This window comes from Streptomyces sp. DI166 (genome assembly GCF_900091315.1).
In the GTDB taxonomy this organism is placed as follows: Bacteria; Actinomycetota; Actinomycetes; order Streptomycetales; family Streptomycetaceae; genus Streptomyces; species Streptomyces fuscus.
On sequence record NZ_FLSP01000008.1, the window covers coordinates 66,037 to 92,197 of the forward strand.

General features: G+C 68.6%; 31 protein-coding genes and 1 riboswitch. Of the genes, 17 read left to right on the plus strand and 14 right to left on the minus strand.

The features are described from left to right. Positions 1–5: 5 nt before the first annotated feature. The 5 genes from GA0115233_RS06215 to GA0115233_RS06235 all read right to left on the minus strand — a co-directional run bounded on the left by GA0115233_RS06215 (position 6) and on the right by GA0115233_RS06235 (position 5,878). Complete coding sequence (locus GA0115233_RS06215; protein ID WP_093719063.1) at positions 6–1,034, minus strand: ABC transporter ATP-binding protein; 1,029 nt, start codon at positions 1,032–1,034, stop codon at positions 6–8. Then, on the minus strand, positions 1,034–2,635 hold the full coding sequence (locus GA0115233_RS06220; protein ID WP_093719064.1) for an ABC transporter permease: 1,602 nt from the start codon (positions 2,633–2,635) through the stop codon (positions 1,034–1,036). The genes GA0115233_RS06215 and GA0115233_RS06220 overlap by 1 nt, the downstream gene beginning before the upstream one ends. Before the next feature lie 38 nt (positions 2,636–2,673). Beyond that, positions 2,674–3,762 (minus strand): thiamine ABC transporter substrate-binding protein, encoded by a 1,089-nt coding sequence (locus tag GA0115233_RS06225; RefSeq protein ID WP_093719065.1) that lies wholly within the window; start codon positions 3,760–3,762, stop codon positions 2,674–2,676. A 76-nt stretch (positions 3,763–3,838) separates the two neighbouring features. After that, a riboswitch (TPP riboswitch) is annotated at positions 3,839–3,944 on the minus strand. A gap of 31 nt (positions 3,945–3,975) precedes the next feature. Beyond that, the gene (rlmN, locus tag GA0115233_RS06230) at positions 3,976–5,082 is read right to left on the minus strand and encodes a 23S rRNA (adenine(2503)-C(2))-methyltransferase RlmN (protein ID WP_093719066.1); all 1,107 of its coding nucleotides are present in this window, start codon (positions 5,080–5,082) and stop codon (positions 3,976–3,978) included. Positions 5,083–5,251: 169 nt separating this feature from the next. Further along, on the minus strand, positions 5,252–5,878 hold the full coding sequence (locus GA0115233_RS06235; protein WP_093719067.1) for a hypothetical protein: 627 nt from the start codon (positions 5,876–5,878) through the stop codon (positions 5,252–5,254). A gap of 198 nt (positions 5,879–6,076) precedes the next feature. Here GA0115233_RS06235 and GA0115233_RS06240 point away from each other — a divergent pair, with 198 nt between their 5' ends. From GA0115233_RS06240 to GA0115233_RS06245, 4 genes are all read left to right on the plus strand, one after another. After that, positions 6,077–7,453: an IS1380 family transposase gene (locus GA0115233_RS06240; RefSeq protein ID WP_093719068.1), complete on the plus strand. Its 1,377-nt coding sequence runs from the start codon at positions 6,077–6,079 to the stop codon at positions 7,451–7,453. 351 nt (positions 7,454–7,804) lie between these two features. Then, complete coding sequence (locus GA0115233_RS40550) at positions 7,805–8,683, plus strand: nucleotidyltransferase domain-containing protein (protein WP_176711655.1); 879 nt, start codon at positions 7,805–7,807, stop codon at positions 8,681–8,683. Between the two features lie 9 nt (positions 8,684–8,692). Next, positions 8,693–9,586, plus strand: coding sequence for an S-4TM family putative pore-forming effector (locus GA0115233_RS40555; RefSeq protein ID WP_141689478.1), 894 nt, complete (start codon positions 8,693–8,695; stop codon positions 9,584–9,586). Between the two features lie 413 nt (positions 9,587–9,999). Next, a complete protein-coding gene (locus GA0115233_RS06245) occupies positions 10,000–10,560 on the plus strand; it encodes an HDIG domain-containing metalloprotein (protein ID WP_093719069.1) in 561 nt (186 codons plus the stop codon). On the opposite strand, the gene GA0115233_RS06250 is transcribed toward GA0115233_RS06245, so the two are convergent. Further along, a complete protein-coding gene (locus GA0115233_RS06250; protein WP_093719070.1) occupies positions 10,548–11,018 on the minus strand; it encodes an NUDIX hydrolase in 471 nt (156 codons plus the stop codon). The genes GA0115233_RS06245 and GA0115233_RS06250 overlap by 13 nt on opposite strands. 28 nt (positions 11,019–11,046) lie before the next feature. Continuing rightward, complete coding sequence (locus GA0115233_RS06255) at positions 11,047–11,778, minus strand: XRE family transcriptional regulator (protein WP_093719071.1); 732 nt, start codon at positions 11,776–11,778, stop codon at positions 11,047–11,049. A gap of 157 nt (positions 11,779–11,935) precedes the next feature. Here GA0115233_RS06255 and GA0115233_RS06260 point away from each other — a divergent pair, with 157 nt between their 5' ends. The 12 genes from GA0115233_RS06260 to GA0115233_RS06315 all read left to right on the plus strand — a co-directional run bounded on the left by GA0115233_RS06260 (position 11,936) and on the right by GA0115233_RS06315 (position 18,984). Beyond that, positions 11,936–12,289, plus strand: coding sequence for an SCO3933 family regulatory protein (locus tag GA0115233_RS06260; RefSeq protein ID WP_093719072.1), 354 nt, complete (start codon positions 11,936–11,938; stop codon positions 12,287–12,289). A 3-nt stretch (positions 12,290–12,292) separates the two neighbouring features. After that, positions 12,293–13,648: an FtsK/SpoIIIE domain-containing protein gene (locus tag GA0115233_RS06265; RefSeq protein ID WP_093719073.1), complete on the plus strand. Its 1,356-nt coding sequence runs from the start codon at positions 12,293–12,295 to the stop codon at positions 13,646–13,648. Between the two features lie 19 nt (positions 13,649–13,667). Continuing rightward, the gene (locus GA0115233_RS06270; protein ID WP_093719074.1) at positions 13,668–14,324 is read left to right on the plus strand and encodes a DUF2637 domain-containing protein; all 657 of its coding nucleotides are present in this window, start codon (positions 13,668–13,670) and stop codon (positions 14,322–14,324) included. Between the two features lie 19 nt (positions 14,325–14,343). Next, a complete protein-coding gene (locus tag GA0115233_RS06275) occupies positions 14,344–14,538 on the plus strand; it encodes a hypothetical protein (protein ID WP_093719075.1) in 195 nt (64 codons plus the stop codon). A gap of 1 nt (position 14,539) precedes the next feature. Further along, positions 14,540–14,731 (plus strand): mobile element transfer protein, encoded by a 192-nt coding sequence (locus tag GA0115233_RS06280; RefSeq protein ID WP_093719076.1) that lies wholly within the window; start codon positions 14,540–14,542, stop codon positions 14,729–14,731. A gap of 9 nt (positions 14,732–14,740) precedes the next feature. Next, positions 14,741–14,896 (plus strand): hypothetical protein, encoded by a 156-nt coding sequence (locus GA0115233_RS06285; protein ID WP_093719077.1) that lies wholly within the window; start codon positions 14,741–14,743, stop codon positions 14,894–14,896. 12 nt (positions 14,897–14,908) lie between these two features. Further along, positions 14,909–15,235, plus strand: a complete 327-nt coding sequence (locus GA0115233_RS06290) for a SpdD-like protein (RefSeq protein WP_093719078.1) — start codon at positions 14,909–14,911, stop codon at positions 15,233–15,235. An 89-nt stretch (positions 15,236–15,324) separates the two neighbouring features. Further along, positions 15,325–15,876: a GGDEF domain-containing protein gene (locus GA0115233_RS06295; protein WP_093719079.1), complete on the plus strand. Its 552-nt coding sequence runs from the start codon at positions 15,325–15,327 to the stop codon at positions 15,874–15,876. Between the two features lie 85 nt (positions 15,877–15,961). Continuing rightward, positions 15,962–16,147 (plus strand): hypothetical protein, encoded by a 186-nt coding sequence (locus GA0115233_RS06300; protein ID WP_093719080.1) that lies wholly within the window; start codon positions 15,962–15,964, stop codon positions 16,145–16,147. Then, complete coding sequence (repSA, locus tag GA0115233_RS06305) at positions 16,140–17,522, plus strand: replication initiator protein RepSA (RefSeq protein WP_093719081.1); 1,383 nt, start codon at positions 16,140–16,142, stop codon at positions 17,520–17,522. Before GA0115233_RS06300 ends, repSA begins: the two co-directional genes overlap by 8 nt. A gap of 2 nt (positions 17,523–17,524) precedes the next feature. Beyond that, a complete protein-coding gene (locus GA0115233_RS06310) occupies positions 17,525–17,722 on the plus strand; it encodes a helix-turn-helix transcriptional regulator (protein ID WP_055573517.1) in 198 nt (65 codons plus the stop codon). Continuing rightward, positions 17,722–18,984, plus strand: coding sequence for a tyrosine-type recombinase/integrase (locus GA0115233_RS06315; RefSeq protein WP_093719082.1), 1,263 nt, complete (start codon positions 17,722–17,724; stop codon positions 18,982–18,984). Before GA0115233_RS06310 ends, GA0115233_RS06315 begins: the two co-directional genes overlap by 1 nt. Positions 18,985–19,187: 203 nt before the next feature. Here GA0115233_RS06315 and GA0115233_RS06320 read toward each other — a convergent pair whose 3' ends face one another. The 5 genes from GA0115233_RS06320 to rpsB all read right to left on the minus strand — a co-directional run bounded on the left by GA0115233_RS06320 (position 19,188) and on the right by rpsB (position 23,807). After that, positions 19,188–20,324 (minus strand): phosphatidate cytidylyltransferase, encoded by a 1,137-nt coding sequence (locus GA0115233_RS06320; protein ID WP_093719083.1) that lies wholly within the window; start codon positions 20,322–20,324, stop codon positions 19,188–19,190. Then, complete coding sequence (gene frr, locus GA0115233_RS06325) at positions 20,324–20,881, minus strand: ribosome recycling factor (RefSeq protein WP_014675285.1); 558 nt, start codon at positions 20,879–20,881, stop codon at positions 20,324–20,326. The genes GA0115233_RS06320 and frr overlap by 1 nt, the downstream gene beginning before the upstream one ends. A gap of 145 nt (positions 20,882–21,026) precedes the next feature. After that, positions 21,027–21,785, minus strand: coding sequence for a UMP kinase (gene pyrH / locus GA0115233_RS06330; protein ID WP_093719084.1), 759 nt, complete (start codon positions 21,783–21,785; stop codon positions 21,027–21,029). Positions 21,786–21,967: 182 nt separating this feature from the next. Next, a complete protein-coding gene (gene tsf, locus GA0115233_RS06335) occupies positions 21,968–22,804 on the minus strand; it encodes a translation elongation factor Ts (RefSeq protein ID WP_093719085.1) in 837 nt (278 codons plus the stop codon). Positions 22,805–22,937: 133 nt separating this feature from the next. Continuing rightward, the gene (gene rpsB, locus GA0115233_RS06340; protein ID WP_093719086.1) at positions 22,938–23,807 is read right to left on the minus strand and encodes a 30S ribosomal protein S2; all 870 of its coding nucleotides are present in this window, start codon (positions 23,805–23,807) and stop codon (positions 22,938–22,940) included. 272 nt (positions 23,808–24,079) lie between these two features. On the opposite strand from rpsB, the gene GA0115233_RS06345 reads away from it, so the two are divergent. Further along, positions 24,080–24,607: a M23 family metallopeptidase gene (locus GA0115233_RS06345; RefSeq protein ID WP_093719087.1), complete on the plus strand. Its 528-nt coding sequence runs from the start codon at positions 24,080–24,082 to the stop codon at positions 24,605–24,607. Between the two features lie 20 nt (positions 24,608–24,627). Here the strand turns inward: GA0115233_RS06345 and GA0115233_RS06350 are convergent, their stop codons facing one another. Both GA0115233_RS06350 and whiG read right to left on the minus strand, forming a co-directional pair. After that, positions 24,628–25,185, minus strand: coding sequence for a TetR/AcrR family transcriptional regulator (locus tag GA0115233_RS06350; protein WP_093719088.1), 558 nt, complete (start codon positions 25,183–25,185; stop codon positions 24,628–24,630). Positions 25,186–25,271: 86 nt separating this feature from the next. After that, complete coding sequence (gene whiG / locus GA0115233_RS06355; RefSeq protein WP_093719089.1) at positions 25,272–26,114, minus strand: RNA polymerase sigma factor WhiG; 843 nt, start codon at positions 26,112–26,114, stop codon at positions 25,272–25,274. Positions 26,115–26,161: the final 47 nt, after the last annotated feature.

Below are 26,161 nucleotides of genomic sequence, written 5' to 3' on the forward strand. Positions count from 1 at the left end.
TAGGATCACTCCGCGCGATCGAGCACCACGATTTCCGTCGCGTCGAACTCCACCCCGACCTCGTCCCCGACCTCCGGCGCCTCCCTGAGCGCGCACGCGGCCTCCAGCCGGGGCGCGTCCTCGGGCTGGAGGTGTACGGCGACATGGGTGCCCTTGAAGGTCCGGGCGGCCACCGTGCAGCGCAGGCCCTGGTCGGCGGCGACCAGGCGGACCCCGGCGGGCCGGACGAGGAGGGTGCGGGGGCCCTCGGGGGTGCCCTCGGGCACCGGAAGCTTGCCCCAGCGGGTAGCGGCGGCCTCGCCGGCGACCGTGGCGGCGATGACGTTGTCGAAGCCGAGGAAGCGGGCCACGAACTCGTCCGCCGGGCGCTGCCACACCTCAAGCGGCGTCCCGGTCTGGGCGATCCGCCCGTCCCGCATGACCACCACCCGGTCGGCCAGCGCGAACGCCTCGCCCTGGTCGTGCGTCACCGCCAGCACGGTCGTGCCCAACTCGCTGAACAGCTCCCGCAGTTCCACCACCAGCCGCTCCCGCAGCGAGCGGTCGAGCTGGCCGAGCGGCTCGTCCAGCATCAGCAGCCGGGGCCGGGGCGCCAGCGCCCGGGCGAGCGCCACCCGCTGCTGTTCCCCGCCGGACAGTGAGCCCACGGCCCTTCCCGGGGCCCCAGGCAGCCCGACGAGGTCCAGCAACTCCTTCACCCGGGCAGCCTGTTCCGCCTTCGAGGCACCGTGCATCCGCATCCCGAAGGCGACGTTGCCGCCGACGTCCCGCTGCGGGAAGAGCTGGTGGTCCTGGAACATCAGCCCCACGCCGCGCCGGTGCGCGGGGATGCCGCGCTGGTCGTGCCCGTCGAGCGACACCCGCCCGGCGTCCAGCGGCTGAAGCCCGGCGACCGCCCTGAGCAGGGTCGACTTGCCACTGCCGCTCGGCCCGAGGACACAGACCACCTCGTGCTCGGCGACCGACAGGTCCACCGCGTCGAGCACGGCCTGCCCACCGAACCGCACGGTCGCGTTCTCCAGGCTCAGCAGCATCAGAACTCCCCCGTCCGGTCGGTCCGCAGCCGCTCCAGCACCAGCAGCGCCACCGCGCACACCACCATCAGAATCGTCGAAAGGGCCATCGCCTGGCCGTAGTTGAGTTCGCCGGGCCGCCCCAGCAGCCGGGCCACCGCGACCGGCAGCGTCGGATTGTCCGGCCGCGCGATGAACACCGTCGCCCCGAACTCCCCGAGCGACACCGCGAAGGCGAACCCGGCCGCAATCAGCAGGGCCCGCCGCACCAGCGGCAGATCCACCTCCCGCCACACCCGCCACGGCGAGGCCCCCAGCACCGCCGCCGCCTCCCGCAGCCGCTGGTCCACGGCCCGCAGCACGGGCAGCATGGTCCGTACGACGAAGGGCACACCGACCAGCGCCTGGGCCAACGGCACCAGGATCCAGCTGGCCCGCAGATCCAGCGGCGGCTCGTCCAGGGCGATCAGGAACCCGAACCCGACGGTCACCGCGGACACCCCGAGCGGCAGCATCAGCAGCGCGTCGAAGCCGCGTACGAACCGTCCGGCGTCGCGCCGGGTCAGCGCGGCGGCGGCCAGTCCTCCGACGAGGACGGCGATGGCGGTGGCGACGACGGCGTAGGACAGGGAGTTGCCGATCGCGTCGATCGGCGGGACCAGGAAGATTCCGCTTTCGTCGCTGGTCAGCTCGCGGTAGTAGGCGAAGTCGGCGGCGCCGAAGGAGCGCTGCACCAGCACCGCGAGCGGCAGGACGAGCAGCACGGCGATGGTGACGAGGACCCCGGCCAGCAGGGTCCACTGTCCGGCGCCGCGCGGGCGGCGGGCGGTCTGCGCGGCGTCCACCAGCCGCAGCGCGCTCTCCCGGCGCCGTACCGTCCAGGCGTGCAGGGCGAGGATGGCGCCGACGGCCGCGAACTGGATGAGGGTGAGGACCGCGGCGGTGGAGAGGTCGAAGATCTCCGAGGTCTGCCGGTAGATCTCCACTTCCAGCGTGGAGAAGGTGGGCCCGCCGAGGATCTGGACGACGCCGAAGGAGGTGAAGGTGAACAGGAAGACCATCAGCGTGGCGGCGGCCACGGCCGGGCCGAGGGCGGGAAGGGTGACCGTGCGCCAGGCCCTCCAGCGGGACGCCCCGAGCATCCGGGCCGCCTCCTCCTGCCGCGGGTCGAGCTGCGCCCACAGTCCGCCGACGGTGCGGACGACAACGGCGTAGTTGAAGAAGACGTGCGCCAGCAGGATCGCCCACACGGTGGTGTCCAGCCGCAGCCCCCACAGCTCGTCGAGGAGCCCCCGCCGCCCGACCAGCGCCATGAAGGCCGTACCGACCACGACGGTCGGCAGCACGAACGGCACCGTCACGACGGCCCGCAGGACCTGCTTGCCGGGGAAGTCGTAGCGGGCGAAGACATACGCGCCGGGCAGGGCGACCAGCAGGGTGAGGGCGGTGGAGGCGAGGGCCTGCCAGGTGGTGAACCACAGCACGTGCCGGATGTCGCTCTGCCCGAGCACGTCGGCGATCCGGCCGAACTGCCAGACCCCGTCCACCTTGAGGCCGCGCGCGAGGATCGCGGCGACCGGGTAGGCGAAGAAGACGCCGAAGAACGCGACGGGCAGGGCCATCAAGCCCAGCCGCGCCGCGTGCCTCCGCGTGGGGCGGCCTACTTCAGTACGAGCGAGGTCCACGACTTGACCCAGTCGTCGCGGTTGTCGGCGATCTTCTCCGGGGCCATGGTCTGCGGGTCCTTCGCCTGGGGCCCGTACTTCACGAACTCCTCCGGCACCTGGGCGCCCTCGGTCACCGGGTAGACGAACATGTTCAGCGGCATGTCCTCCTGGAAGGTCTTGCCGACCAGGAAGTCCAGCAGCGCCTTGCCGCCCTCGGGGTTCTTGGCGTTGCTCAGCAGTCCGGCGTACTCGACCTGCCGGAAGCAGGTGCCCTCGGCGACCCCGGTGGGCGCGGTCTTCGGCTTCGGGTCCCCGAAGATCACCTCGGCCGGCGGCGAGGAGGCGTACGAGACGACGAGCGGACGCTCCGCCTTGGCGGCCTTGCCACCGGCCGAGCCGGAGAACTCCTCGTTGTAGGCCTGGTCCCAGCCGTCGACCACCTTCACGCCGTTGGCCTTGAGCTTCTCCCAGTAGCCCTGCCAGCCGTCGTCCCCGTACTGCGCGGCGGTACCGAGCAGGAAGCCGAGCCCGGGCGAGGAGGTGGAGGCGTTCTCGGTGACGAGAAGGTCCTTGTACGCGGGCTTGATCAGGTCGTCGAAGGTCGCGGGCGGGGTGAGCTTGTGCTCCTCGAAGTACTTCTTGTCGTAGTTGACGCAGATGTCCCCGGTGTCGACGGGCGTGACGCGATGCTTGCCCTCGTCCACCCGGTACTCGGGCAGAATCCGGTCCGCCCCCTTGACCTCGTACGACTGGAAGAGCCCGTTGTCGAGGGCACGGGAGAGCAGGGTGTTGTCGACGCCGAAGAAGACGTCGCCCTGCGGGTTGTCCTTGGTGAGGATGGCCTTGTTGACGGCCTGCCCGGCGTCGCCGTCCTCCAGGACCTTGACCTTGTACCCGGACTGCTTCTCGAACGCGGCGATGACGTCCTCGGACGCGGCCCAGGAGCCGTGGCTGACGAGGGTGACGTTCTTGGACGTACCCGAGGACCCGCTGTCGTCCTCCGACCCGCAGGCGGACAACGCGGGCAGGGCGACGAGCCCCAGCCCCACGGCCAAGGCGATGCTCTTGTTCTTGATGTGCACTGACTTCCTCCTGGAGTGACCAGGAAGAGACGCGGCCCTGCCCCGGACCGAGTGGTTCCGGAGCAGGGCGCAACAGCTTGAGTGACGACCGATCTCCCTACCCAGAATGACCTGGGCGAGGTTCAGAGGGTCTGCGGACTCTCCCGCACTCTCAGCGCTGTGGCGCTCCCCTGTCGGAATATGAAGATGTACGTACGGATGTACGGGCTCAGACTACCGCTCGGTGGCCGCGAGCTGACCACACGCCCCGTCGATCTCCTGACCACGGGTGTCCCGGATCGTCACCGGCACACCATGGGCGGCGATGGCCTCCACGAACGCCTTCTCGTCCTCGGGCCGCGAGGCCGTCCACTTCGAACCCGGAGTCGGGTTGAGCGGGATCAGATTGACATGCACAGGCTTGCCCTTGAGCAGCCGCCCGAGCCGGTCACCGCGCCAGGCCTGGTCATTGATGTCCCGGATCAGCGCATACTCGATCGACAGCCGCCGCCCCGACTTCTCGACGTACTCGAACCCGGCGTCCAGCACCTCGCGCACCTTCCACCGCGTGTTGACGGGCACGAGGGTGTCGCGCAGCTCGTCGTCGGGGGCGTGCAGCGAGATGGCTAGCCGGCACTTGAACCCTTCATCGGCGAACCGATGAATAGCAGGCACGAGCCCGACGGTCGACACGGTGATGCCGCGCTGCGACAGCCCGAGCCCGTCCGGCTCGGGATCGGTGAGCCGCCGAATGGCCCCGACGACGCGGTTGTAGTTGGCGAGCGGCTCACCCATCCCCATGAAGACGATGTTGGAAAGCCGAGCAGGCCCCCCGGGCACGTCCCCGTCCCTCAGGGCCCGCATCCCGTCCACGATCTGATGCACGATCTCAGCGGTGGAGAGATTCCGGTCGAGCCCCGCCTGCCCGGTGGCACAGAAGGGACAGTTCATCCCACACCCGGCCTGGGAGCTGATGCACATGGTCACCCGGTCCGGGTACCGCATCAGCACGGACTCCACGAGGGTCCCGTCGAACAGCCGCCACAGCGTCTTCCGCGTGGTCCCCTGGTCGGTCGACAGATGCCGCACGACCGTCATCAGCTCGGGAAACAACTCCTCCCGCAACTTCTCACGCGCCCCGGCAGGGATGTCCGTCCACTGCTCGGGGTCGTGCGTGTACCGCGCGAAGTAGTGCTGCGACAGCTGCTTGGCACGAAACGGCTTCTCCCCGACCGCCGCGACAGCGTCCTTGCGCTCAGCAGGCGACAGATCAGCAAGATGCCGCGGCGGCTTCTTCGCTCCGCGCGGCGCTACGAATGTGAGTTCTCCGGGTGCAGGCATAACCCTTCCAGTGTGGCAGATCAACTCTGGATGCCCAGGCCGGAGCAGGGTGGGGGCGGTCACCCACGGGTGCCGTCTGTCATCGTCGGCCAACCTCGCACGGCCCAGGGACGGCCCAGACCCGAGTCAGCCGGCATCACAGCCGCCCAGGTGGCGACGCCACGGCCAGTCATTCCATCCGCACCGGAGCGACCGGGAGCTGCTCCCTGTACGGCCATGTAAAGGTGCGGTCGGGTTCGAGATGGGCGTCGCCCCAGTGAATGGCATGGATGCCGTTCTCGGCGTCGGCCGTGAAGAACACGCAGACGAGCCGGGTGGAAGCTCCCAGCTCCTCGAACGCTTCGTGCAGCCCCAGGTACTCCTCGGTCACCAGGTTCTCGTCGACGTCGAAGAGGGTGTCGGGAGGCTGCGGCCCATGCGCCCGAAACAGCCGCTGCCGCGTAGGAGACGCATTGGCCGGCAACCGGGCCCGATCCAGCGGCCTGGGCCTGTCCGCGTACCGGAAGGGAAAGAGTGCGTGATCGTTGATCACCGCGTACTCGTACCCACGCACGTCCCGTACGGCCTCCCCCAGCTCACGAGCCGTCTCCGCCAGGTGCTCGCGCACGAGACCCGCCAGGGCCACCCCGTACGGACTCCGCTTCTTGAGCCCCGCGGCAAGGTGCGCGGCATGAGCCTTCGCGTGCGCCTTGGCCAGCTGCACCGGAACGGCAGCAGCAAGCGCGCCGGCATGCCGCCCGAACCGCTCGACGGCCCAGGTCGACGGTCCCCCCGGATAGCGACCCAACACCGACATACTGTGCCCCCTCCCCCTGGTCCCCGCCTCTGAACTGTGTGACACATACATGAAGGGCAACAAGGGGGCGTTCTAGCCTCGCGCTTTCACGAGGTGGAGTGTCCGAGGCTTGATCAAATAAGCGGAGAGTGCTCCTGACCTGCAACGATGGGACTTGTCTAGGGTCCTGTTGGCTGCAGGGAAAGAAGCACTCTCCAGGTGAAGAAGCGTATCGGGTCGTACCCGCGTGTCCGCATCGAGGGCGGCGGCCGGGCGGTGGTCTCGCACGCCGGGGGCGTGCTGCTGGTCGAGACCGTCCGCAAGACCGGCCTGGACACCGCGATATCAGCGGCGCTGACGCCGTGGCGGAAGCCTCGGGCGGTGCACGATCCGGGCAAGATCCTGCTGGACGTGGCCCTGGCGGTCGCGCTGGGCGGCGACTGCCTCGCGGATGTCGCCATGCTGCGGGCCGAACCGGCCGTGTTCGGGCCGGTGACCTCCGACCCCACGGTCTCCCGCCTCATCGGCACCCTCGCCGCCTCCGGGGAGAAGACCCTGCGGGCCATCCGTGCCGCGCGGGCTGAAGCCCGCCGCCGTGTCTGGCAGTTGGCCGACCGCAAAGCGCCGGATGCGGGCGGGACGGTGACCGTCGACCTCGACGGGGTGCTGGTGATCGCACACTCGGACAAGGAGGACGCCGCACCGACGTGGAAGCGAACCTACGGCCACCACCCGCTGATGGCGTTCGTCGACCACGGGCCGGGCGGCACCGGTGAACCGGTGGCGGCCCTGCTCAGGCCGGGAAACGCAGGCTCGAACACGGCAGCCGACCACATCACCGCCACCCAACTGGCCCTGGCACAACTGCCGAAGAAGTACCGGCGCGGACGTCAGACCCTGATCCGCACTGACTCCGCGGGCGGCACCCACGACTTCGTCGCCTGGCTCACTCAGCGCGGACGCTGGCTGTCCTACTCGGTCGGCATGGTGATCACGGACACCATCCACCAGCACGTGCTGAAGATTCCGGCGTCAGCCTGGACGGCGGCCATCGAGGCCGACGGTGAGATACGCGACGGCGCCTGGGTCGCCGAACTCACCGGCGACGTCCTGGACGGCTGGCCGAAGGGCATGCGGCTGATCGTCAGGAAGGAACGACCGCATCCCGGGGCTCAGTTGAGACTCACGGACGCGGACGGCATGCGGCTGACCTGTTTCGCCACCAACACCTCAAGCCGGCCGATCGCCGAGCTCGAGCTCCGTCACCGGCTGCGGGCCCGGGCCGAGGACCGCATCCGCGCCGCCCGGGCCACCGGCCTGCGCAACCTGCCCCTGCACCGCACCGCCCAGAACCGGATCTGGCTGGAGATCGTGCAGATCGCTCTCGACCTGCTGGCCTGGATGCCGATGCTCGCACTGACCGGCAAGGCCAGGTGCTGGGAGCCCCGCCGACTACGGCTCCGCCTGTTCACCGCGGCCGGACAGCTCGTGACCACAGGCCGGCGACGAGTCCTCCGCCTGGCCCGCCACTGGCCCTGGACCAGCCACATCACCACAGCTCTCGAACGGCTCACCCAACTGCCCGACCCTGGCTGACCAGCAGATTCCCCGTCCCTTCGACAGCACCCCAACCCCCGGAACCGTGGAATCCGCGCCATCCCGAGGCGACACTCGGCCCTTCGGCCTGCACAGCCTCAGCCCACGGCACGAAAACGGTCCACCGACGCCGTCGGCGGACCGTCACGAAACTTCGAGGCTAGCCAGGGCTGGGACAGGCCCCCTCTCGATCCGACTGGCACACGCAGTTCGACACTTACCTCAGCGTCACATGCAAGGGACCAAGCGGACCGCAGGCAAGTTGTTGAACGCTTTTCCGGTTCAGGCCCGGAGCAGGCGAACACCCAGTATCGTTACCTCGACCATGAGCCAGGGGGAAATGGGTCGCACATGGATACCCAAGTTGGTACGGCTTTCTCTCATTTCTATGGATCAATCACACCTCCTGACTCCTACTTACAGCTCGCAATGAGGCGCGTGCGTAAACTTGCCACAGACATAACCCGAGCTTCCAGCATGGACGGGCCGTGGTACGCATTCCTGGGTTACCGACTGATGGGCTCATATGCCAGAAGGACGGCAATCCGACAAAGTAGCGACGTAGACGTAATGTTCGAGTTCGCAGCAGGAGATTCGCCACACGCTCATGATTCGCTGTCGCTTTTGACCTACCTAGAAGAGTGCCTCAGCGAGTTGCTCGGAGGTGCTGCAGACTTGTCGAGGATGCGAGAGGTAGTAAGCGTCTCCTTTCCGGGGGAAGTGACGATCGACATCCTTCCCTGCATCAAGAGCAGCCGTGGCGGCTATCTTTTCCCTGGGGGGTTTGGGCGCTGGGCGGTGACTGACCCCGATACGCAGAATGCTTACTTCAAAGAGCGCTGCGATGCATCGAGAATAGACCTCTCGAAATTTACGCGAGGAATCAAACAATGGAATGTCGAAAATGGAGGGATACTTCGCTCATATCATCTTGAAGCAATGGTGGCTAACGTAGCAGATAAGCTAGGTGACAACTATTCAATTGCCACCCTCAGATTCTACGAAACGTACGCGGAAGGATTGAGCGTACAGGATCCGGCTGGCCAGCAGGGTGACCTATCCTCTTACCTCACACCTTGCCAGAGGAAAGCTGTCTCGGTTCTGATCGAGAATTACAGGAATAAGGCACACCTCGCGGTTTCCGCGCAGGATGATCGCCGGTATACGCAAGCCGTAGAGGCTTGGGCTAGGGTGTACGGACCCTGTTTCCCAAGCCCGGATGAGCAGTAGGGGGATGCGATGGGAATCAATGAGCGACAGAAGGACGACCGCGGCCTACTGTTACACACTGCTGTCATCGCCGCACATCGCGCCGCACAGAGGATCGAGTGGCTCCGTTACACGCCGTCTCTGCTCATAGCCGTCGTGGGCGCGGTGTTCGCATGTCTGCAGCGAACAAATACCGTACTAATCATTATCAGCTTCGTGTGGGCGGTTCTCTCGACACTTCTCCTGGCTCCACTCGTCAAGCAAAGATCTGCAGAAGCAGCTAGGTTGCAGGAACACTTCGACACTTATGTCTTCGAAATGGAATGGAGCGAGAGGGGGGATAAGGTTGACCCTGAAAGGATCAGGGAATTCTCGACTCGCTTCAAAGAAGACATTAACAAGCTCAGCGACTATTACGCCGACGTGTCGGATTTCCCGTCTCCGGTTGCAGTATTACTATGCCAGCGATCGAATGTGACATGGGATATGCGTCTGAGGCAACGCTGGAAGAATGCGGTCACCAGCAGCCTGATTATCTGGCTATGCCTCGGCATACTGTACGGGCTGCTTGCTAATGTAAGTACGTTGAATTTGATGCTACGCTGGTATGTCCCGTCGTTGGCGATCATTTCGCTGGCTTGGGAGATTATCCACTCACAGAGACAGACTATTGCCGACAGATCTGCAGTTAAGGCTCGCATCTCCAGCGAGCTCGAGTGGGCAGGCCGTCAACTGTCTGCGCCTCAACAGAAGTCACTGGTTAAGGCTTGCCGAAAAATTCAGGACGAAATCTTCGCAGTGCGATGTAAAGCTACGAGGGTGCCAAAATTTCTATACGAACGATATCGCGACTCGGACGATAATCGAATGAAGGCTGCCATCGCTGATATAAAGCAGGATCTCGGAGTTCTAGAGCGTCCGTAGCACAGAAACCGAAGGCCGGCGGAACGGCTTTGGGCTGGAGCTGCTTTGGGGCGAGTGATCATGGCCCCTTAAGCTTCCGGCGAGTCGGGCAGTCTGTGGACCTGCCCGTTAAAGCACGACGTTGGGGCCATGATCTTAGAGGCTCGCCCCAAAGTGGCTGCCTAAAGCCGTGGAGCCGACCGCCCCAGCCACAGAGGGTGTCTCCCCACTTCATGCCCGCAGCCGCCGAGCGCGCCGCCGGGCGCGGCCAGCCGGGGCGAAGACAGGAGGCAGGCCGCGCCGCAGAGGCGGCGCGCGCCCGCGCCGTGCGCGGGCCTTGATGAACGTAGGGAAAGTCTTACCGCGCTCATGATCGGCAACCGCCCCGATCGTGGCCTGTCGGCTCTCCGCTCGCCTCGGCTACCGTTCAATCCATGCCTTCTGCATTGGACACGCCCCAGGGAGCGGCCGAGCTCGCCGAGTCCCTGCTCCCTCCACTCGGGAACCGCTGGCTGCACACTCAAGCCGTGGCTGCTCGGGCCCGTGAGGCTTGCGCGGCAGTGTCCGAGGCTGACCGGGATCTCTTGGTCGCCGCCGCCTGGCTGCATGACATCGGCTACGCGCCCGAGCTGCGCGATACCGGGTTCCACCCCCTCGACGGTGCCCGGCACCTCGAATCCCTCGGTGCGCCGGCGCGCCTGGTGCGGTTGGTCGCCCACCACTCCGGAGCCGTGTACGAAGCGGAACAGCGCGGGCTCTCGGCAGAACTGGCCGTCTACGAGCGGGAAGACTCCCCGGTCCTGGATGCCCTGATCTTCGCCGACATGACGACCGGCCCCGCCGGGCAGTCCTTCGACTTCGACACCCGGATCGACGAGATCCTCGTCCGGTACGAGCCGGGCAGTGAGGTGCACAACGCGATCAGCAAGGCCCGGCCGTACCTCGGTGCAGCCGTCGACCGGACCCGCGAGCGCATGGCTCGTCAGCCGAGATAAGGCTGCGCCCGTTCGGCCAGGCCGTGCTCGATCCGCATGCGCATGGACGGGTGAATGTTCAGCTCGTCCAGCCTGCTCGGGTCCACGAACGCCACTTCCTTGCTCTCGCTGCTCGTCCGCAGCTCGCCGCCGACAATGCGGGCGTGGAAGCAGATGGAGAACTGCTGGCGGACCTCGCCGTCGTCGTACGCCATGACGTGACCGGGGTTGGTGTAGATGCCGACCAGGCCGGTCACTTCCACGTCGAACCCGGTCTCTTCCTTCGTCTCGCGTACAGCTGCGTCCGGAGCCGACTCGCCGAGGTCGACGCCGCCTCCGGGCAGTGCCCAGAGGTCGTTGTCGGTCTTGTGGATCAGCAGGACTTCCCCTGCCTCGTTGCGGGCGATGGCAGTCACGGAAGGGACGAGGCTGTTCGCCTTCGGGGCGTTGGGATCGTTGAAGTAGTCGACACGGGCCATGCATTCACCCTCGCACGCCCAGGGCCTGCTACGCCTCCCGGCCCCGCTCCCACGCGTAGTCAAAGCTCCGCATGTAGTGCCGGAAGGTCCGCGCTCCAGGCAGGTACCGGAAGTGCATCACCGGATTCTGACCGGCGGGAGCTCCAAGGACGTGCGGATTCACGAGAACGTCCTCGTCAAACCGGTAGATCGAGTTGTAGAGGATCGTGTCGTGCAGCCGGACTTCCACGCCGGGCGTCGACATGGCAGGGGTGAGGTAGCGGCGCGTGATCCGCGCCCGCGCGGCCAAGTCGCCGCCGATTCCCTCCTCTTCACCACGCTGGCGAACCGCCTCGGACTCGGGGTCGCCGAGCAGGATCCGGACCTGGGCGCCGGCACTCGCTTTCTCGGCGAGCAGATCGGGCAGATCCGGGTGGCTGTCGAAGAGGAACAGCCCGGCGTACACCAAGATGTCTATCTGGTCCTTCGCCCCCTCGATCAAAGATGACCAGAGCGGAACGGGGACCGCGCCACGGTGCGGGTAGTACGTGATCAGCTCGGACGTGCTGGCCTTCTCCGCCTGCTTCTCCACCGACGGCCACAGGTAGACCTCGTCAACTCCCAGGAAGCTGGCCGCCTTCCAGCGGTGCCCGCGGTGGGGTGTGCGGTTGGTGGTGATCCACCGCTCAACGCTCTTGGGATCCACGCCGACGTGCTCGGCTACGGACTGGATCGTCTCGCCCTTCGCTGAAATCGCCGCGCGCAGACGCTCGTTCGCCATGTCGTGCCCTTCGCCGGGACCACTAGGGACGTTTTGACGGTAGCTCAGACGTCCCTAAACGTCCATACGGACCGTGTTGCGTCCACCCCTCCTCGCGGTCTCCTGATCTCGCCGACGGGATGTCGGTCAACACCCCGCCCTTACAGGAGACAAGACGATGCGTCAGATTCCCGTGGACACCTCCAACGCCACCGTGATGGTCGCCAAGCCCCCGCAGCCCAAGGTGAAGGACCGCCGTACCGGTGAGATCGCCACCGACAAGGACGGCGTCACGCTGATGGTCGTGGAGGTCATGTTCTCCACGCCCGACGAGGTCGAGATCCTCAAGCTCACCGTTCCGCAGCCCGGCGTCTCCGAGGACCTGATCATGGGCACTCCGGTCGCGCTGACCGGCCTGGTCGCCTCGGCGTGGGAGAACGAGTTCAACGGCCAGAAGCGGCACGGGATCGCCTTCCGTGCGGTCGCCGTGACCTCCCTGGCCGCTGCGGGCTCGGCGTCGAAGGCGGCCTGAGCCGTGACGTGGCTACTCGTCTCGCTGATGCTGGTCGTCGCTGCTGCGGGTCTCCTGCGGTGGCGGCGCCCCGCCTGGTACTGGCTGAGCTTCGGGATCACGTTCGCCGTCCTGCGGGTCCTGGTCCGGTACGGGTCCGTCATGGACGCCTGCGGTCTGACGGTCCCGGCTCCTCGCTGGCGTCTGGCCCTGGCCCGGCTGACGCACCAGCGCGTTCCCGGTCCTCGCGCACCGCGCATTCAGCGAGTACGAATCACCCGGACCGGCCTGGTACTGCGGCTGAAGCTCCGCCCTGGTCAGGACGCCTTCGACGTGGCCGCGTCGTGTGACCGGCTGCGGCACTCGTTCGCCATGTACGGGGTCACCTCCCGTGAGCTGCGCTCCGGTGTGGTCGAACTGCGGATGACCGGCTACGACGTGCTCAAGCGGGTGCAGATGCCGACCAAGGTCGACATCCGTCCGATGCGGGTCCCGGTTGCCCTCCGGGAAGACGGAGCGGTCCACTACCGCGACTACCGGGCCGTCCCGCACGCTCTGACGCTCGGCGCGACGGAGTCCGGCAAGTCCGTCTACCAGCGCAACCTCGTCGCCGCGCTCGCGCCACAACGCGTTGCCCTGGTCGGGATCGACTGCAAGCAGGGAGTCGAACTGTTCCCGCTGGCCCGCCGGTTCTCCGCCCTCGCCGACAATCCCGACACCGCCGCCGAACTCCTGGACGCCCTGGTGTCCCACATGCAGGACGTGTACCAGCTCATCCGGGCCGAGCAACGGATCACCTCCGCCGTACCCGACGCAGAGATCGCCGCCGACATCTGGGATCTACCCCCTGACCTGCGGCCGGTGCCCGTCGTGGTCCTGGTCGACGAGGTGGCCGAACTCGCCCTCTTCGCCAGCAAGGAGGAGGAGAAGCGCCGAGACCGGATCATCACCGCGCTGGCCCGGCTCGCCCAGCTTGGCCGCGCCGCCGGCATCTACCTGGAGATCTGCGGCCAGCGCTTCGGCTCCGAACTCGGCAAGGGCATCACCATGCTCCGCGCCCAGCTCACCGGCCGTACGGCCCACCGCGTCAACGACGAATCCAGCGCGAACATGGCCTTCGGCGACATCGCCCCGGACGCCGTACTCGCCACGATTCAGATCCCCACGGACACACCCGGCGTCGCCGTCGCCGGTGACTCGTCTGGTGGTTGGGCTCGCATCCGTGCCCCGCACACCTCGCTGCGACAGGCCGTGAACATCTGCAACCGGTACGCCTTCCTGGCACCGGACCTGCCCGCCCTGGCCCCGTTCCGGCCCGTGCTCGGAAGCCCTGCGCGGGTTCAGACCCCGGCCGCCGAGTCCACCCCGGCCATCGCCTGACCAGGAAGGAGAAGCAACCATGCCTCGCTCAGCGCTTCGCGTGGATGCCGTCCTGGTCCAAGCCGTCATCGCCGGGGCACTGTCGTTCGCCCACCTGCACGACTTGGCGGCCGCTGCCGGGCAGGACGGTTGGAAAGCCTGGGCCTATCCGGTGTCGGTGGACCTGCTGCTGGTCGCCGCCTGGCGTCGGCTGCGCACGGACGGCCCGTCCCGGCTGGCCTGGTGCTGGTTCCTGATCGCCCTGGTCGCCTCCCTCGGGGCCAACGTCGCCACCGCCGGACTCCTCGACCTCGGTGACGTTCCGGCCTGGCTGCGTATCCTCGTCGCCGCCTGGCCCGCCCTGGCCTTCATGGGCGGCACTCTCCTGGCCCACTCGCCCGTGGGCCACACCTCGGCCCCGGCCCCCGCGCCCGAAGTGGAGCCCGAACCGGCCGCCACCGCTGAACCGGACCCGCTACCGGTGGCGGTCGCCGACGACACCCCCACCCTCCCGGCCGCCGACCCAGACTCGGCACCGTCGGCCGTTCCGGTCCCGGCCGCGCTGGTCGACCACGCCCGCAAGGTCGCCGCCGACCACCAGCAGCGCACCGGAGTCCGGATCGACACCGACACCCTCCGCGCCCGCCTCGGCGTCCCGCCGCATCTGGCCGACGCCATTGCCGCTCAGCTCGCCTGACACCGAAAGGAGACACCTCATGTTCGTCGACCCGGCCGACCTGACCGCCGCCGACTACCTCGACGCCGCCCGCGAAATGGCCGCCACCAACCGGCCCTTCCTCGCCCACCTGCTCGCCGAGGAAGCTGCCCGCCGCACCGCCGCACCGGCAACCGCCGCCGGGATCCGCGCCGCCTTCCCCGACCCGACCCTGACCCGCAAGGAGACCGACTGACATGCCCGCCCGCGACTTCTTCCACTCCGTGCTGCGGATCGGCCCCGTGCAGATCGGCAGCCACCGCGACCGCAACGGCCAGACCAAGCACGCCGCCGTGTGCACCTCGGACGGCTGCGGCTGGTCCGCCGAGTACTCCAGCCAGTCGGCTGCCCAGCTCGCCGCCCGCACCCACCGCTGCAAGGCCCGCTAGGAGGCGACCGTGGACGTCCCGCTCTGGTTCGCCCTGCTCTGTGTCGGAGTCCTCGGCATCAAGCTCGTCCGCCCGCCGCTCTGGCTGGTCCTGGTCCTGATGCTCGGCGGCTACCTCCTCGCCGACAGCCTTCTGTCCCCCGTGATCGACACCTTCATCGACTGAGGAGAACCGACGATGCTCCGTCCCAAGCTCCCGACCATGCCCCAGCCCACCGGAACGCCCGCCCGGCCCACCGTGGTGCAGCCGACCACCGTTACGCCAGGCACCCCCGCCTCTCCGCTGGCCCCTGCTGCCCCGGCTCGGGCCGCATCGACCCGGCCCACGGTGCAGCTCACGCCTGGCACCGCGCTCGCCCTGGTCGGCGGCGGCACCGCCGTGGTCCTGGTCGTCGGCGCGGTCCTGATCTCCATGCTGCTCGCGGTCGCCATCACGGCCGCCTCGGTGGCCGTCTGCGCCCTGGTCCTGCGCTCGCTCCTGGCTTCCAGCGCCAAGCGCCACTGACCGTTCCGGGAGCGACGCACAAGCCGCCAAGCACGCCGCCGCCTCCCGAGACCCACCCCCGCCAACCGCCATCACCGAAGGGAACGTTCATGGATCCGCACATAGCCGCCGCCTTAGCCCCGTTACTGGGCTGGGCCGTACACGGCGGCATCCTCACCCACCGACTCGCCTCGGCTCGCCGTGACCCGCTCACCGGCCTGCACACCCGCGCCGGTTGGACCGCCCGCGCCGAACACGTCATCCGCCGGCACCCGACCGCCGCCGTGCTCCTGGTCGACCTCGACCACTTCAAGACCCTCAACGACACCCACGGCCACGCCGCAGGAGACGCCGCCCTCATCGCCGCCGCTGACCGGCTGCGCACCTGGTGCGGACGCAACGGCACCGCCGGTCGCCTCGGCGGGGATGAATTCGTGGCCGTCGTCCAGGACCTCGCCGCCGCCGACCTCGGCGCGCTGATCGCTGCGCTGCACCGACCGCTGAACCACGCCGGGGTGTTGCTTCCCCTGGCCGCCTCGGTCGGCGTCTGCCGCCTGGCTGAGCTGCCGGTCCCTCTGCTGACCGATGCGCTCGCCACCGCCGACGCGGCGATGTACGCGGCCAAGGGCCGCAGCCGCCGGGGCTCGCACCCCTCTCGCTGACCGGCCGCCGGGTGGCGCACAAGCCGCCAAGCACGCCGCCACCCGGGGCCGTTCCTTCCAACCGCAATCGAAAGGAACCCCCATCATGGCCCAGCACACCCCGCCCGCGCCGAGGATCTGCCCGGCCTGCGACGGCTTCGCCTCCGCCGCCGTCACCATCGGCGGCCGTGACCACCGTGGCCACCTGCGCACCATCACCGCCCACTGCCCAATCTGCCAGGGCACCGGCACCACCGACGCCCGGCGTTCCCCGGAGGGCGCCCGTGCCTGAATCGCTGCTCGACCCGACCACCCTCGGCGACCTGCTGAGGGTGGCCTCGGCCCCCGACTACCACCGCTGGGAAGACCAGATCCGCCGCACGGGCGGCTGCGCCGACCCCGTCCACCTCACCGGCTGGACCCTCCACAAGGACAAGACCACCGGCGAGACCCTGCACCACTACACCACCGAACACGAACCCGGCGGACGCCTCCGCATCGCCTGCGGCAACCGCCGCGCCTCCCGCTGCCCCGCCTGCGCCTGGACCTACGCGGGCGACACCTACCACCTCATCCGCGCGGGCCTGGCCGGTGACGACCGCCGCGACATCCCCGCCGCCGTCCGCGACCACCCCCGCGTCTTCGCCACCTTCACCGCACCGTCGTTCGGCCGCGTGCACAACCGGCCCGACCACGGCGTCTGCCGCTGCGGCATCCGCCATGCCCCCGACGCCCCGGAACTCGGCACCGCCCTGGACCCGAACACGTACGACTACGCGGGCGCGGTGCTGTTCAACAACCACGCCGGACAACTCTGGCAGCGCTTCGCCAACCGGCTCCGCCGCGAGATCGCCGCCCGCGCCGGACTCACCCAGCGTGGACTCAAAGAGGTCTGCCGTGTCTCGTACGGCAAGGTCGCCGAGTTCCAGAAGCGCGGTGCCCTGCACTTCCACGCCGTGATCCGTCTCGACGGATCCGACGGCCCGGACGCCCCGCCGCCGTCCTGGGCGACCACCGGCCTACTCACCGACGCGATCCGAGCCGCCGTCAGACACGCCTACACCTCGGTCTCGGTCCGGGCCGCCGCCGATCAACCGGCCCGCACCTTCCGTTGGGGCACCCAGCTCGACATCCGGCCGGTCAAGGCGTTCGGTGACGGCTCGGAGATCACCGAACAAGCCGTCGCCTCCTACGTGGCCAAGTACGCCACCAAAGCCGCCGAGAACACAGGCACCCTTGACCGCCGCATCGGCGAGCTTGCCGAGCTCGACCGCCACCAGGTCCCCGACCACACCCGCCGCCTGATCGAAGCCTGCAAGACCCTCGACCCGCTCTACCCCGACCGGCGGCTCTGGGCCTGGGCCCACATGCTCGGCTTCCGCGGCCACTTCTCCACCAAGTCCCGCCGCTACTCCACCACCCTCGGCGAACTCCGCCAAGCACGCGCCGACTACCGCGCCGCCCAGGAACGCGCCGCCCTAGGCCTCGACGACCAGGACCGCGAACCGGACACCGTCCTCGTCCTCGCCGACTGGCAGTACGCCGGACACGGCCACACCCCCTGCGAATCCGTCCTCGCCGCAACCATCGCCCGCGACCTCCAGCTCAACCGCGAAACCGCCCGCGAAGCCCTGCGCGACCTACTCACCGACGAAGGGGGGTGCTGACCATGGCCTCGGAACTGCCGAACCGGTTCCTGACGCCCGAGGACCTGGTCGAGATGTTCGAGCTTCCCAGCGTCGAGACGGTCTACCAGTGGCGCCGCAAGCGCACCGGTCCCCGTGGCTTCCGCGTCGGCCGGCATCTGCGCTTCGACCCCACCGACGTACGCGCCTGGGTCGACTCCCAGCTCGGGGAGGCTGCCTGATGGCCGGACACGTCCAAGACCGCTGGTACCGCACCGAGACTGGTCCGGACGGCAAGCCCCGCAAGGTCAAGACCGACCGCTATGGGACCGGAATGCGCTACCGGGCGCGCTACGTCGGCCCCGACGGCACCGAGAAGTCCAAGAGCTTCCCGGATCGACAGAAGCGGCTCGCCGAGCAGTGGCTGACCGATATCGCCTCGGACATGTCTCGGGGCCGGTACATCGATCCGCGCGCAGCACGGATCACCTTCAAGAGCTACGCCGAGAAGTGGCTCAAGACGCACGGCATCGACCCCGCCAGTCAGGTTGTGGTCGAGCAGCGGTTGCGCCTGCACGCGTTCCGGCTGATCGGCTCTCGGCCTCTGGACTCGTTCCGCCCGGAGCACATCCGGGGCCTGGTGAGCGCGCTGGAGAACGACCCCGCCGTCAGTGGCGGCTACGCCCGGAACATCTACGGCGACGTGCGGGCCGTCCTGAGCGCGGCCGTCGACGACGGGCTGTTGCCCCGGAATCCGTGCTCCGCGAAGTCCGTCCGCCCGCCCACGGCCGAACAGCGGCGCGTCGTGCCGTGGCTGCCTGCTCAGGTTCTGGCGGTCCGTGGGGCACTCCCCCGGCGCTACCGGGCGATGGTGGACGTCGGCGCGGGGTGCGGGCTCCGTCAGGGCGAGATCGTGGGGCTTGCGGAGGATGCCCTCGACTTCGACGGCGGCATGATTCGCGTGCTCCGACAGGTGAAGCTGATCCGGGGCAAGGCCGTCTTCGCTCCACCGAAGTGCAACAAGGAGCGCGACGTACCGTTACCGCCGTCAGTGGCCGAGGCGCTGCGAGCCCACATGGACTCCTTCAAGCCTGTGGAGATCACCTTGCCCTGGCGCAAGCCGGACGGCCCGAAAGTCTCGGCCCGCCTGCTGTTCACGAACACCGCGAACGGTCTCGTCTGGCGCAGCAACTTCAACGCGCAGGAGTGGAAGCCCGCCCTCGCGTCGGCCGGTCTGATCGCCGAGGCCGGGGAGGACGGCAAGTACGAGTCCGCTCGCGAACACGGGATGCACGCGCTGAGGCACTTCTACGCCTCGGTACTGCTGGACGCGGGCGAAAGCATCAAAGCCGTGAGCGAATACCTGGGCCACTCCGACCCCGGCCTGACGCTGCGGGTGTACGCGCACCTGATGCCGTCGAGCCAGGAGCGTACGAGGAAAGCCATAGATCGGGTGTTCTTCGCGGCCCCGGTACACCCTGACGGCCCAGAGACGGCCCAGTGAGCTGAATCAGGCCCCCTGTCCGCGCCAAACGCGCTGGTAGGGGGCTTCTTGCTGCCCGGCTACTGCCAGTTCTCCGGGCTTCGGCATAACCCATCCAGTGTCGCAGATCGATTCGGGTGGCCGGAGCCGCCGGATTTCCCACCCGGCACGCAACGGAACAGGCCCCCGCCAAAGCGGGGGCCTGTTCCAGGATCGAAGGATCGTCAGCCCGACCCCACGAACGCCACCAGCAGCAGCCACACCACCGGTGCCGTCGGCAGGAGGGAGTCCAGGCGGTCCATGATGCCGCCGTGGCCGGGGAGGAGGGTGCCCATGTCCTTGATGCCCAGGTCGCGTTTGATCATGGACTCGCCGAGGTCGCCCAGCGTGGCGCTGGCCGCGACCGCGAGGCCCAGGAGCAGGCCCTGCCACCAGGAGCCGTCGTCGATCAGGAACTGCATGCACAGGGCGCCCGCGACCATGGCGAAGGAGACCGCTCCCAGCAGGCCCTCGCGGGTCTTGCCGGGGCTGATGCGCGGGGCGAGCTTGTGCTTGCCGAAGCGCCAGCCGACGGCGTAGGCGCCGGTGTCGCTGACCACCGTCAGTACCAGGAACGTCAGGACCCGCCAGGCGCCGTCGTCCGCCGCCAGCATCATCACGACGAACGTCGCCAGGAACGGGACGTAGAACGCCGCGAAGACACCCGCCGTGACGTCCTTGAGGTAGCCCTCGGGTGGCTCGGCCATGCGCCAGACCAGGACGGCCAGCGCGGTGAGCGCCATCGCCACCCAGGCGCCCTCCGCGTCCCGGACGTACCCGGCGATCACCATGGCGGCGCCGCCGAGAGCCAGGGGCACCAGCGGCGCCTTGATCTCCTTGCGCTCCTGAAGCCGCGAGGTCAGTTCCCACAGACCCACGACCACGGCGACCACGACAACCCCGACGAACACGGCCTTCACCACGAACAGCGAGGCCACGATCACCGCGCCGAGACCGACGCCGACCCCTATGGCCGCGCCCAGGTCGCGTCCCGCGCTCTTCTTCTGCGGGCGCGGCGCCGGCTGCGGGGCGTCGGGCATGGGCTCCGGATTCTGCGGCGCGGTCCGGGGGGCCTGCGCCTGCGGCGTCTCGTCGCGGAACAAGGGGCCGCTCAGCCGAGCAGCCCCCCGGTCGTCATCCTGGTCTCCGCCATACGCGGGTACGTCGGGCACGATGGGCATGGGGCGAGTGTGCTGCGCCTCAGGCGCATCGTACGCGGGACCCGCCGGGGCAGCCCCCTGGACAGGCCCCTGGTCGGACGGTCCCCAGTACCCGGGATGTGGCCCGGAGTGTGGCGGAGCGCCCCAGGAAGAGTCATTCATCAGACCTCAAGCAGCTCCGCTTCCTTGTGCTTCAGGAGCTCGTCCACCTGCGCGACGTACTTCGCGGTGGTGTCGTCGAGCTCCTTCTCCGCACGGCGGCCCTCGTCCTCGCCGACCTCGCCGTCCTTGATCAGCTTGTCGATGGCGTCCTTGGCCTTGCGGCGGACCGAGCGGATGGACACCTTGGCGTCCTCGCCCTTGCCCTTGGCGACCTTGATGTACTCGCGGCGGCGCTCCTCGGTCAGCTCGGGGAACACCACACGGATGATGTTGCCGTCGTTACTGGGGTTGACGCCCAGGTCGGAGTCGCGGATCGCCTGCTCGATGTTGCGCAGCGCGCTCTTGTCGAACGGGGTCACGACCGCCATGCGCGGCTCCGGCACGGAGAACGAGGCCAACTGGTTGATCGGCGTCGGCGCGCCGTAGTAGTCGGCCACGATCTTGTTGAACATCGCCGGGTGCGCACGGCCGGTGCGGATCGCGGCGAAGTCCTCCTTGGCGACCACGACGGCCTTCTCCATCTTCTCCTCGGCTTCGAGGAGGGTCTCTTCGATCACCACTTGCTCCTGCGTGTCTTGAGTAGGCCCGGCTGCGGTTCCTTGCGAGGGGGCGGCGGCCGGCTGCGTCGCGTCTTCTTCCTGCACGGTTCCCGACCGGTGGACCATTGTCCATCCCCCGGTCAGGGTCCGTGGGTGTTGCCTGTCAGTCCCTGCTGCCCTGGTCACCCACAAGCGTGCCGATCTTCTCACCCTTGACGGCGCGGGCGATATTGCCCTCCGCCAGAAGCTCGAACACCAGGATCGGGAGCTTGTTGTCGCGGCACAGCGTGATGGCGGTGGCGTCGGCGACCTTGAGGTCCCGGGTGATGACCTCGCCGTAGCCGAGGGAGTCGAACTTGACCGCGTCCGGGTTGGCCTTGGGGTCGGAGTCGTAGACCCCGTCCACGCCGTTCTTGCCCATCAGCAGCGCCTCGGCGTCGATCTCCAGGGCGCGCTGGGCGGCGGTCGTGTCGGTGGAGAAGTACGGCATGCCCATACCGGCGCCGAAGATGACCACGCGGCCCTTCTCCAGGTGGCGCACGGCGCGCAGCGGGATGTACGGCTCGGCGACCTGGCCCATGGTGATGGCGGTCTGGACCCGGCTGTCGATGCCCTCCTTCTCCAGGAAGTCCTGGAGGGCGAGGCAGTTCATCACGGTGCCGAGCATGCCCATGTAGTCGGAGCGGGCGCGGTCCATGCCGCGCTGCTGGAGTTCGGCGCCGCGGAAGAAGTTGCCGCCGCCGATGACGACCGCGATCTGCGCGCCGTCCCGGACGACGGCCGCGATCTCGCGGGCGATCTTGTGCACCACGTCAGGGTCCACGCCCAGGCCCCCACCGCCGGAGAAGGCCTCTCCGGACAGCTTCAGCAGAAACCGGCCGTGTACTTTGCCGTCGTCGCTCTTCTGGGCCTTGGTGGTCATGGAGATCCCGCCTCTTTCACGTGTTGCACATACGAAGAAGGCCATTGCCGGTGGGGTGTTGGCATCCCATGCGCGGCAATGGCCTCCTCGTCAGATCTGCTGTCGTCCGTCACGCCGGTGACGGCGTACCGGGACGACTGCTGTCGACCCTATCGGGGTCGCGCGTCGATCGCGGTACGGACTCAGATGCCGACCTTGATGCGCGTGAAGCGCTTCAGGGTGACACCGGCCTCCTGCAGGACCTTCTCGACCGACTTCTTGTTGTCGAGGGCGTAGGGCTGGCCCAGCAGGGTGGCGTCCTTGAAGAAGCCGTTGAGGCGACCCTCGACGATCTTCGGCAGGGCGGCCTCGGGCTTGCCCTCGGCGCGGGTGGTCTCCTCGGCGACGCGGCGCTCGGACTCGACGACCTCGGCCGGGACGTCGTCCTTGGAGAGGTACTTCGGCGCGAACGCGGCGATGTGCTGCGCAACGCCCTTGGCCAGGTCGGCGTCGGCCTTGTCCAGCTCGACCAGGACACCGATCTGCGGGGGCAGGTCGGGCATGGTGCGGTGCATGTAGGCGTAGACGAAACCGTCGGCGAACTGCGCGAAGCGGTCCAGGACGATCTTCTCGCCGAGGTTGGCGTTGGCCTCGTCCACGTACGCCTGGACGGTCTTGCCGGCCTCGATCTCGGAGGCGAGCAGGGCGTCGATGTCGGCCGGGGAGGTCTTGGCGACGTGCTCGGCGATGGCGGCGGCGACGGCCTGGAACTTCTCGCCCTTGGCGACGAAGTCCGTCTCGCACTTCAGCTCGACCAGGACACCGGAGGTGTTGTCGTCGGCGATGAGGGAGACCACGGCGCCGTTCTCGGCGGAGCGGCCCTCGCGCTTGGCGACGCCCTTCTGGCCCTTGATACGCAGCGCCTCGACGGCCTTGTCAACGTTGCCGTCGGCCTCGTCCAGCGCCTTCTTGCAGTCCATCATGCCGGCGCCGGTGAGCTCACGGAGCTTCTTGACGTCGGCGGCGGTGTAGTTCGCCATGAGTCGTTGAGTCTTTCTCGAAGTCGGGAGATCTACCCGGTCCGAGCCCCACACGTAGATGCGGTTCTCGGACCTACGGGTGAACGGCGGGGGCGTTCAGGATGTCGCCGCCCCCGCCGTCAACGCTGACTGATCAGGCGTCGGTGGCCGGAGCCTCGGCCGCGGGGGCCTCGGCGGCGGGCGCCTCGGCGGCCGGGGCCTGCTCGGCGGCGGGGGCCTCGTCGGCCTTCTTCTCGCCCTCAAGCAGGTCGCGCTCCCACTCGGCGAGCGGCTCGCCCGCGGCCTTCTCGCCCTTCTCGCCGGTGGCGACGCCGGAGCGGGCGATGAGGCCCTCGGCGACGGCGTCGGCGATCACACGGGTGAGCAGGGTGACGGAGCGGATCGCGTCGTCGTTGCCCGGGATCTTGTAGTCGACCTCGTCGGGGTCGCAGTTGGTGTCGAGGATCGCGACGACCGGGATGTTCAGCTTCCGGGCCTCACCAACGGCGATGTGCTCCTTCTTGGTGTCCACGATCCAGACGGCGCTGGGCACCTTCTGCATCTCGCGGATACCGCCGAGGGTCTTCTCCAGCTTGGCCTTCTCGCGGGAGAGGACCAGGAGCTCCTTCTTGGTCAGACCGGAGGCCGCGACGTCCTCGAAGTCGATCTGCTCAAGCTCCTTCAGGCGCTGCAGACGCTTGTAGACGGTCGAGAAGTTGGTGAGCATGCCGCCCAGCCAGCGCTGGTTGACGTAGGGCATGCCGACGCGGGTGGCCTGCTCGGCGATGGCCTCCTGCGCCTGCTTCTTCGTACCGACGAACATGACCGTGCCGCCGTGGGCCACGGTCTCCTTGACGAACTCGTAGGCGCGGTCGATGTACGACAGCGACTGGAGCAGGTCGATGATGTAGATGCCGTTGCGCTCGGTGAAGATGAAGCGCTTCATCTTCGGGTTCCAACGACGGGTCTGGTGACCGAAGTGGACGCCGCTCTCCAGCAGCTCCCGCATCGTGACGACGGCCATGGCCGTATCTCCTTGAATTTCTCGGTTGTGCCGCGGGTGCCGGACGGCTCCCGCGCCTGACGCCCCGAATGCGCCGTGCCACGAAGGACCGAGGAGCGCGGACTCAGGTCGTTTTGTCGACCCGAGTCGGGGCGTGCGAAGTCGACCCGGTGACCCGGATCGCCATGAGAAGTGTACGGGACCGGGGAGGCCCCGGGTGACGCCGCTGTCCACAAGCCGCCGGTCGTCCACAGATCGCGCCATGATCGGCGGGGCGCGGGGAGCCTGGGCGGATGCGAGCGAAACGATGCGCGGTCCTGCTGTTACTGATCCTGGCGGCCTTGTTCGGCACGGGCGCCGAGGTGCCCCTGTCCCCCACGGCGGCGGTGTCCGCCGCCCCCTGGCCGGTCCCCGGCCCCACGGTGCTGCGCGGCTTCGAACCCCCGCCGACGCCGTACGCCCGGGGCCACCGGGGTGTGGATCTCGCGGCCCCGGCCGGCACGCCCGTACGGGCGACGCGGGCGGGCCGGGTCTTCTTCGCGGGGCGGGTGGCGGGGAGGGGCGTGGTCTCCGTGGAGCACCCGGGGACGGGCACTCCGCCGCTGCGAACGACCTACGCGCCGGTCGATCCGCAGGTGGAGAAGGGGGCGGAGGTCGGGGCCGGCGAGGTGATCGGCACGGTCGGCGCCGGGCCGCCGCACTGCGCGGTGTCCTGCCTGCACTGGGGGCTGCGGCGCGGGAAGACCTACCTGGACCCGCTGACCCTGCTGAACCCAGGCCCGTCGAGACTGCTGCCGGTGCTGGGGGTGCCCCTGCCGTAGGAGCTCGGGCCGAGCTGGACTCAGCCCCGCACTCCCCGCAGTGCCATGGCCACCGCCGCCTCCGTGATGGCCTCCGGCTCCTCCGCCGCACCCAGCTCGATCCGGCGCACCGCCGCGTCCACCACGCCCTGGAGCAGCATCGCCGCCAGCCGGGGCTCGGCGTGGCCCATCTCCCGCAGGGCCTCGGCGATCATCGTGACGAGCCCGCCGTGCGCGGCGCGGATCTTCTCCCGGGCGCCGGCGTCCAGCTCGCTCGCGGAGATCGCGACCACGGCCCGGTGCCGCCGGTCCCCGACCAGCGCGAGCTGGGTGCGCACATACGCCTCGATCTTGGCCTCGGCACCGTCCGCCGCGGCCATCGCCGCCTCGACCTCGGCCGCCCAGACCGGGAAGTCGACCGCGCACAGCTCCTCGACCACGGCGGCCCGTGACCGGAAGTACTCGTACACGGACGACCGCGCGAGGCCCGTCCGCTCGGCCAGCGCCGGGAACGTCAGCGCCTCCGTACCGCCCTCGGAAAGCAGGGAACGAGCCGCGTCCAGCAGGGCGGCTCGCTGCATCGACCTGTGCTCGGCCACGGAGGCCGCTCGAATCCTTGGCACGTCGTCCACTTTACGGACGCACCGCCCGGTACGGGAGTAGCTCCCGAAGGTCCGCCGCCCGGTCAACGGCCGAAACTGGCCAGCTTCGCCCGTAGCTGCAGGACCGACTTGGTGTGGATCTGGCTGACCCGGCTCTCGGTTACGCCCAGCACATTGCCGATCTCGGCGAGGGTGAGCCCTTCGTAGTAGTAGAGCGTGACGACGGTCTTCTCGCGCTCGGGGAGGGTGTTGATCGCCCGGGCGAGGAAGCGGCGCAGCTCCCGGTCCTCGGCCACCTCGACGGGGTTGTCCGCGGCGGTGTCCTCCAGCGTGTCCATGACGCTGAGCCCGTCGCCGCTCTCGCCGCCCACATGGAGCAGCTCCTCCAGCGCCACCACGTTGGCCAGCGACAACTGACTGAAGACCGAGTGGAGTTCGTCCACCGCGATCCCCATCTCGGCGGCGACCTCCACTTCGGTCGGGGTGCGCCTGAGGCGTGCCTCCAGCGTCGCGTACGCCCGCTCCACGTTCCGGGCCTTGGTCCGCACCGAGCGCGGGATCCAGTCCAGGGCGCGCAGTTCGTCGATCATCGCGCCGCGGATCCGGGTGATCGCGTACGTCTCGAACTTGATCTCCCGGTCGATGTCGAACTTCTCGATGGCGTCGATCAGCCCGAAGACTCCCGAGGAGACGAAGTCGGCCTGCTCCACATTGGGCGGCAGGCCGACGCTCACCCGTCCCGCCACGTATTTCACGAGCGGCGAGTAGTGCAGGATCAGCTGCTCGCGCAGTCGCTCGTCCCCCGTCGCCTTGTACGACCGCCACAACTCGTCGAGCGTCGAGGGAGCGGGCGGCCGCACGCTGCCACCGTCGCGGGCGGCTGGGGGGATCGCCGCCCGGTCGGACCCGGAGGTGTGCTGGGGCATTCGTCGCCTTGTGCCGTTCTGCCGTGAAGTGCGGGTGCCTGGGTGAG

What these genes read in the sequence shown, in the direction of transcription:
- GA0115233_RS40555 (WP_141689478.1), top strand. Translation starts at nt 8,693, where the DNA reads ATGGGAATCAATGAGCGACAGAAGGACGACCGCGGCCTACTGTTACAC.
- GA0115233_RS06290 (WP_093719078.1), top strand. Translation starts at nt 14,909, where the DNA reads ATGCTCCGTCCCAAGCTCCCGACCATGCCCCAGCCCACCGGAACGCCC.
- GA0115233_RS06300 (WP_093719080.1), top strand. Translation starts at nt 15,962, where the DNA reads ATGGCCCAGCACACCCCGCCCGCGCCGAGGATCTGCCCGGCCTGCGAC.
- pyrH (WP_093719084.1), bottom strand. Translation starts at nt 21,785, where the DNA reads ATGACCACCAAGGCCCAGAAGAGCGACGACGGCAAAGTACACGGCCGG.
- GA0115233_RS40550 (WP_176711655.1), top strand. Translation starts at nt 7,805, where the DNA reads ATGGATACCCAAGTTGGTACGGCTTTCTCTCATTTCTATGGATCAATC.
- GA0115233_RS06220 (WP_093719064.1), bottom strand. Translation starts at nt 2,635, where the DNA reads ATGGCCCTGCCCGTCGCGTTCTTCGGCGTCTTCTTCGCCTACCCGGTC.
- whiG (WP_093719089.1), bottom strand. Translation starts at nt 26,114, where the DNA reads ATGCCCCAGCACACCTCCGGGTCCGACCGGGCGGCGATCCCCCCAGCC.
- GA0115233_RS06280 (WP_093719076.1), top strand. Translation starts at nt 14,540, where the DNA reads ATGCCCGCCCGCGACTTCTTCCACTCCGTGCTGCGGATCGGCCCCGTG.
- GA0115233_RS06275 (WP_093719075.1), top strand. Translation starts at nt 14,344, where the DNA reads ATGTTCGTCGACCCGGCCGACCTGACCGCCGCCGACTACCTCGACGCC.
- GA0115233_RS06315 (WP_093719082.1), top strand. Translation starts at nt 17,722, where the DNA reads ATGGCCGGACACGTCCAAGACCGCTGGTACCGCACCGAGACTGGTCCG.
- tsf (WP_093719085.1), bottom strand. Translation starts at nt 22,804, where the DNA reads ATGGCGAACTACACCGCCGCCGACGTCAAGAAGCTCCGTGAGCTCACC.
- GA0115233_RS06310 (WP_055573517.1), top strand. Translation starts at nt 17,525, where the DNA reads ATGGCCTCGGAACTGCCGAACCGGTTCCTGACGCCCGAGGACCTGGTC.
- GA0115233_RS06235 (WP_093719067.1), bottom strand. Translation starts at nt 5,878, where the DNA reads ATGTCGGTGTTGGGTCGCTATCCGGGGGGACCGTCGACCTGGGCCGTC.
- GA0115233_RS06295 (WP_093719079.1), top strand. Translation starts at nt 15,325, where the DNA reads ATGGATCCGCACATAGCCGCCGCCTTAGCCCCGTTACTGGGCTGGGCC.
- GA0115233_RS06250 (WP_093719070.1), bottom strand. Translation starts at nt 11,018, where the DNA reads ATGGCCCGTGTCGACTACTTCAACGATCCCAACGCCCCGAAGGCGAAC.
- GA0115233_RS06270 (WP_093719074.1), top strand. Translation starts at nt 13,668, where the DNA reads ATGCCTCGCTCAGCGCTTCGCGTGGATGCCGTCCTGGTCCAAGCCGTC.
- GA0115233_RS06215 (WP_093719063.1), bottom strand. Translation starts at nt 1,034, where the DNA reads ATGCTGCTGAGCCTGGAGAACGCGACCGTGCGGTTCGGTGGGCAGGCC.
- GA0115233_RS06255 (WP_093719071.1), bottom strand. Translation starts at nt 11,778, where the DNA reads ATGGCGAACGAGCGTCTGCGCGCGGCGATTTCAGCGAAGGGCGAGACG.
- GA0115233_RS06345 (WP_093719087.1), top strand. Translation starts at nt 24,080, where the DNA reads ATGCGAGCGAAACGATGCGCGGTCCTGCTGTTACTGATCCTGGCGGCC.
- GA0115233_RS06245 (WP_093719069.1), top strand. Translation starts at nt 10,000, where the DNA reads ATGCCTTCTGCATTGGACACGCCCCAGGGAGCGGCCGAGCTCGCCGAG.
- GA0115233_RS06320 (WP_093719083.1), bottom strand. Translation starts at nt 20,324, where the DNA reads ATGAATGACTCTTCCTGGGGCGCTCCGCCACACTCCGGGCCACATCCC.
- rlmN (WP_093719066.1), bottom strand. Translation starts at nt 5,082, where the DNA reads ATGCCTGCACCCGGAGAACTCACATTCGTAGCGCCGCGCGGAGCGAAG.
- rpsB (WP_093719086.1), bottom strand. Translation starts at nt 23,807, where the DNA reads ATGGCCGTCGTCACGATGCGGGAGCTGCTGGAGAGCGGCGTCCACTTC.
- GA0115233_RS06260 (WP_093719072.1), top strand. Translation starts at nt 11,936, where the DNA reads ATGCGTCAGATTCCCGTGGACACCTCCAACGCCACCGTGATGGTCGCC.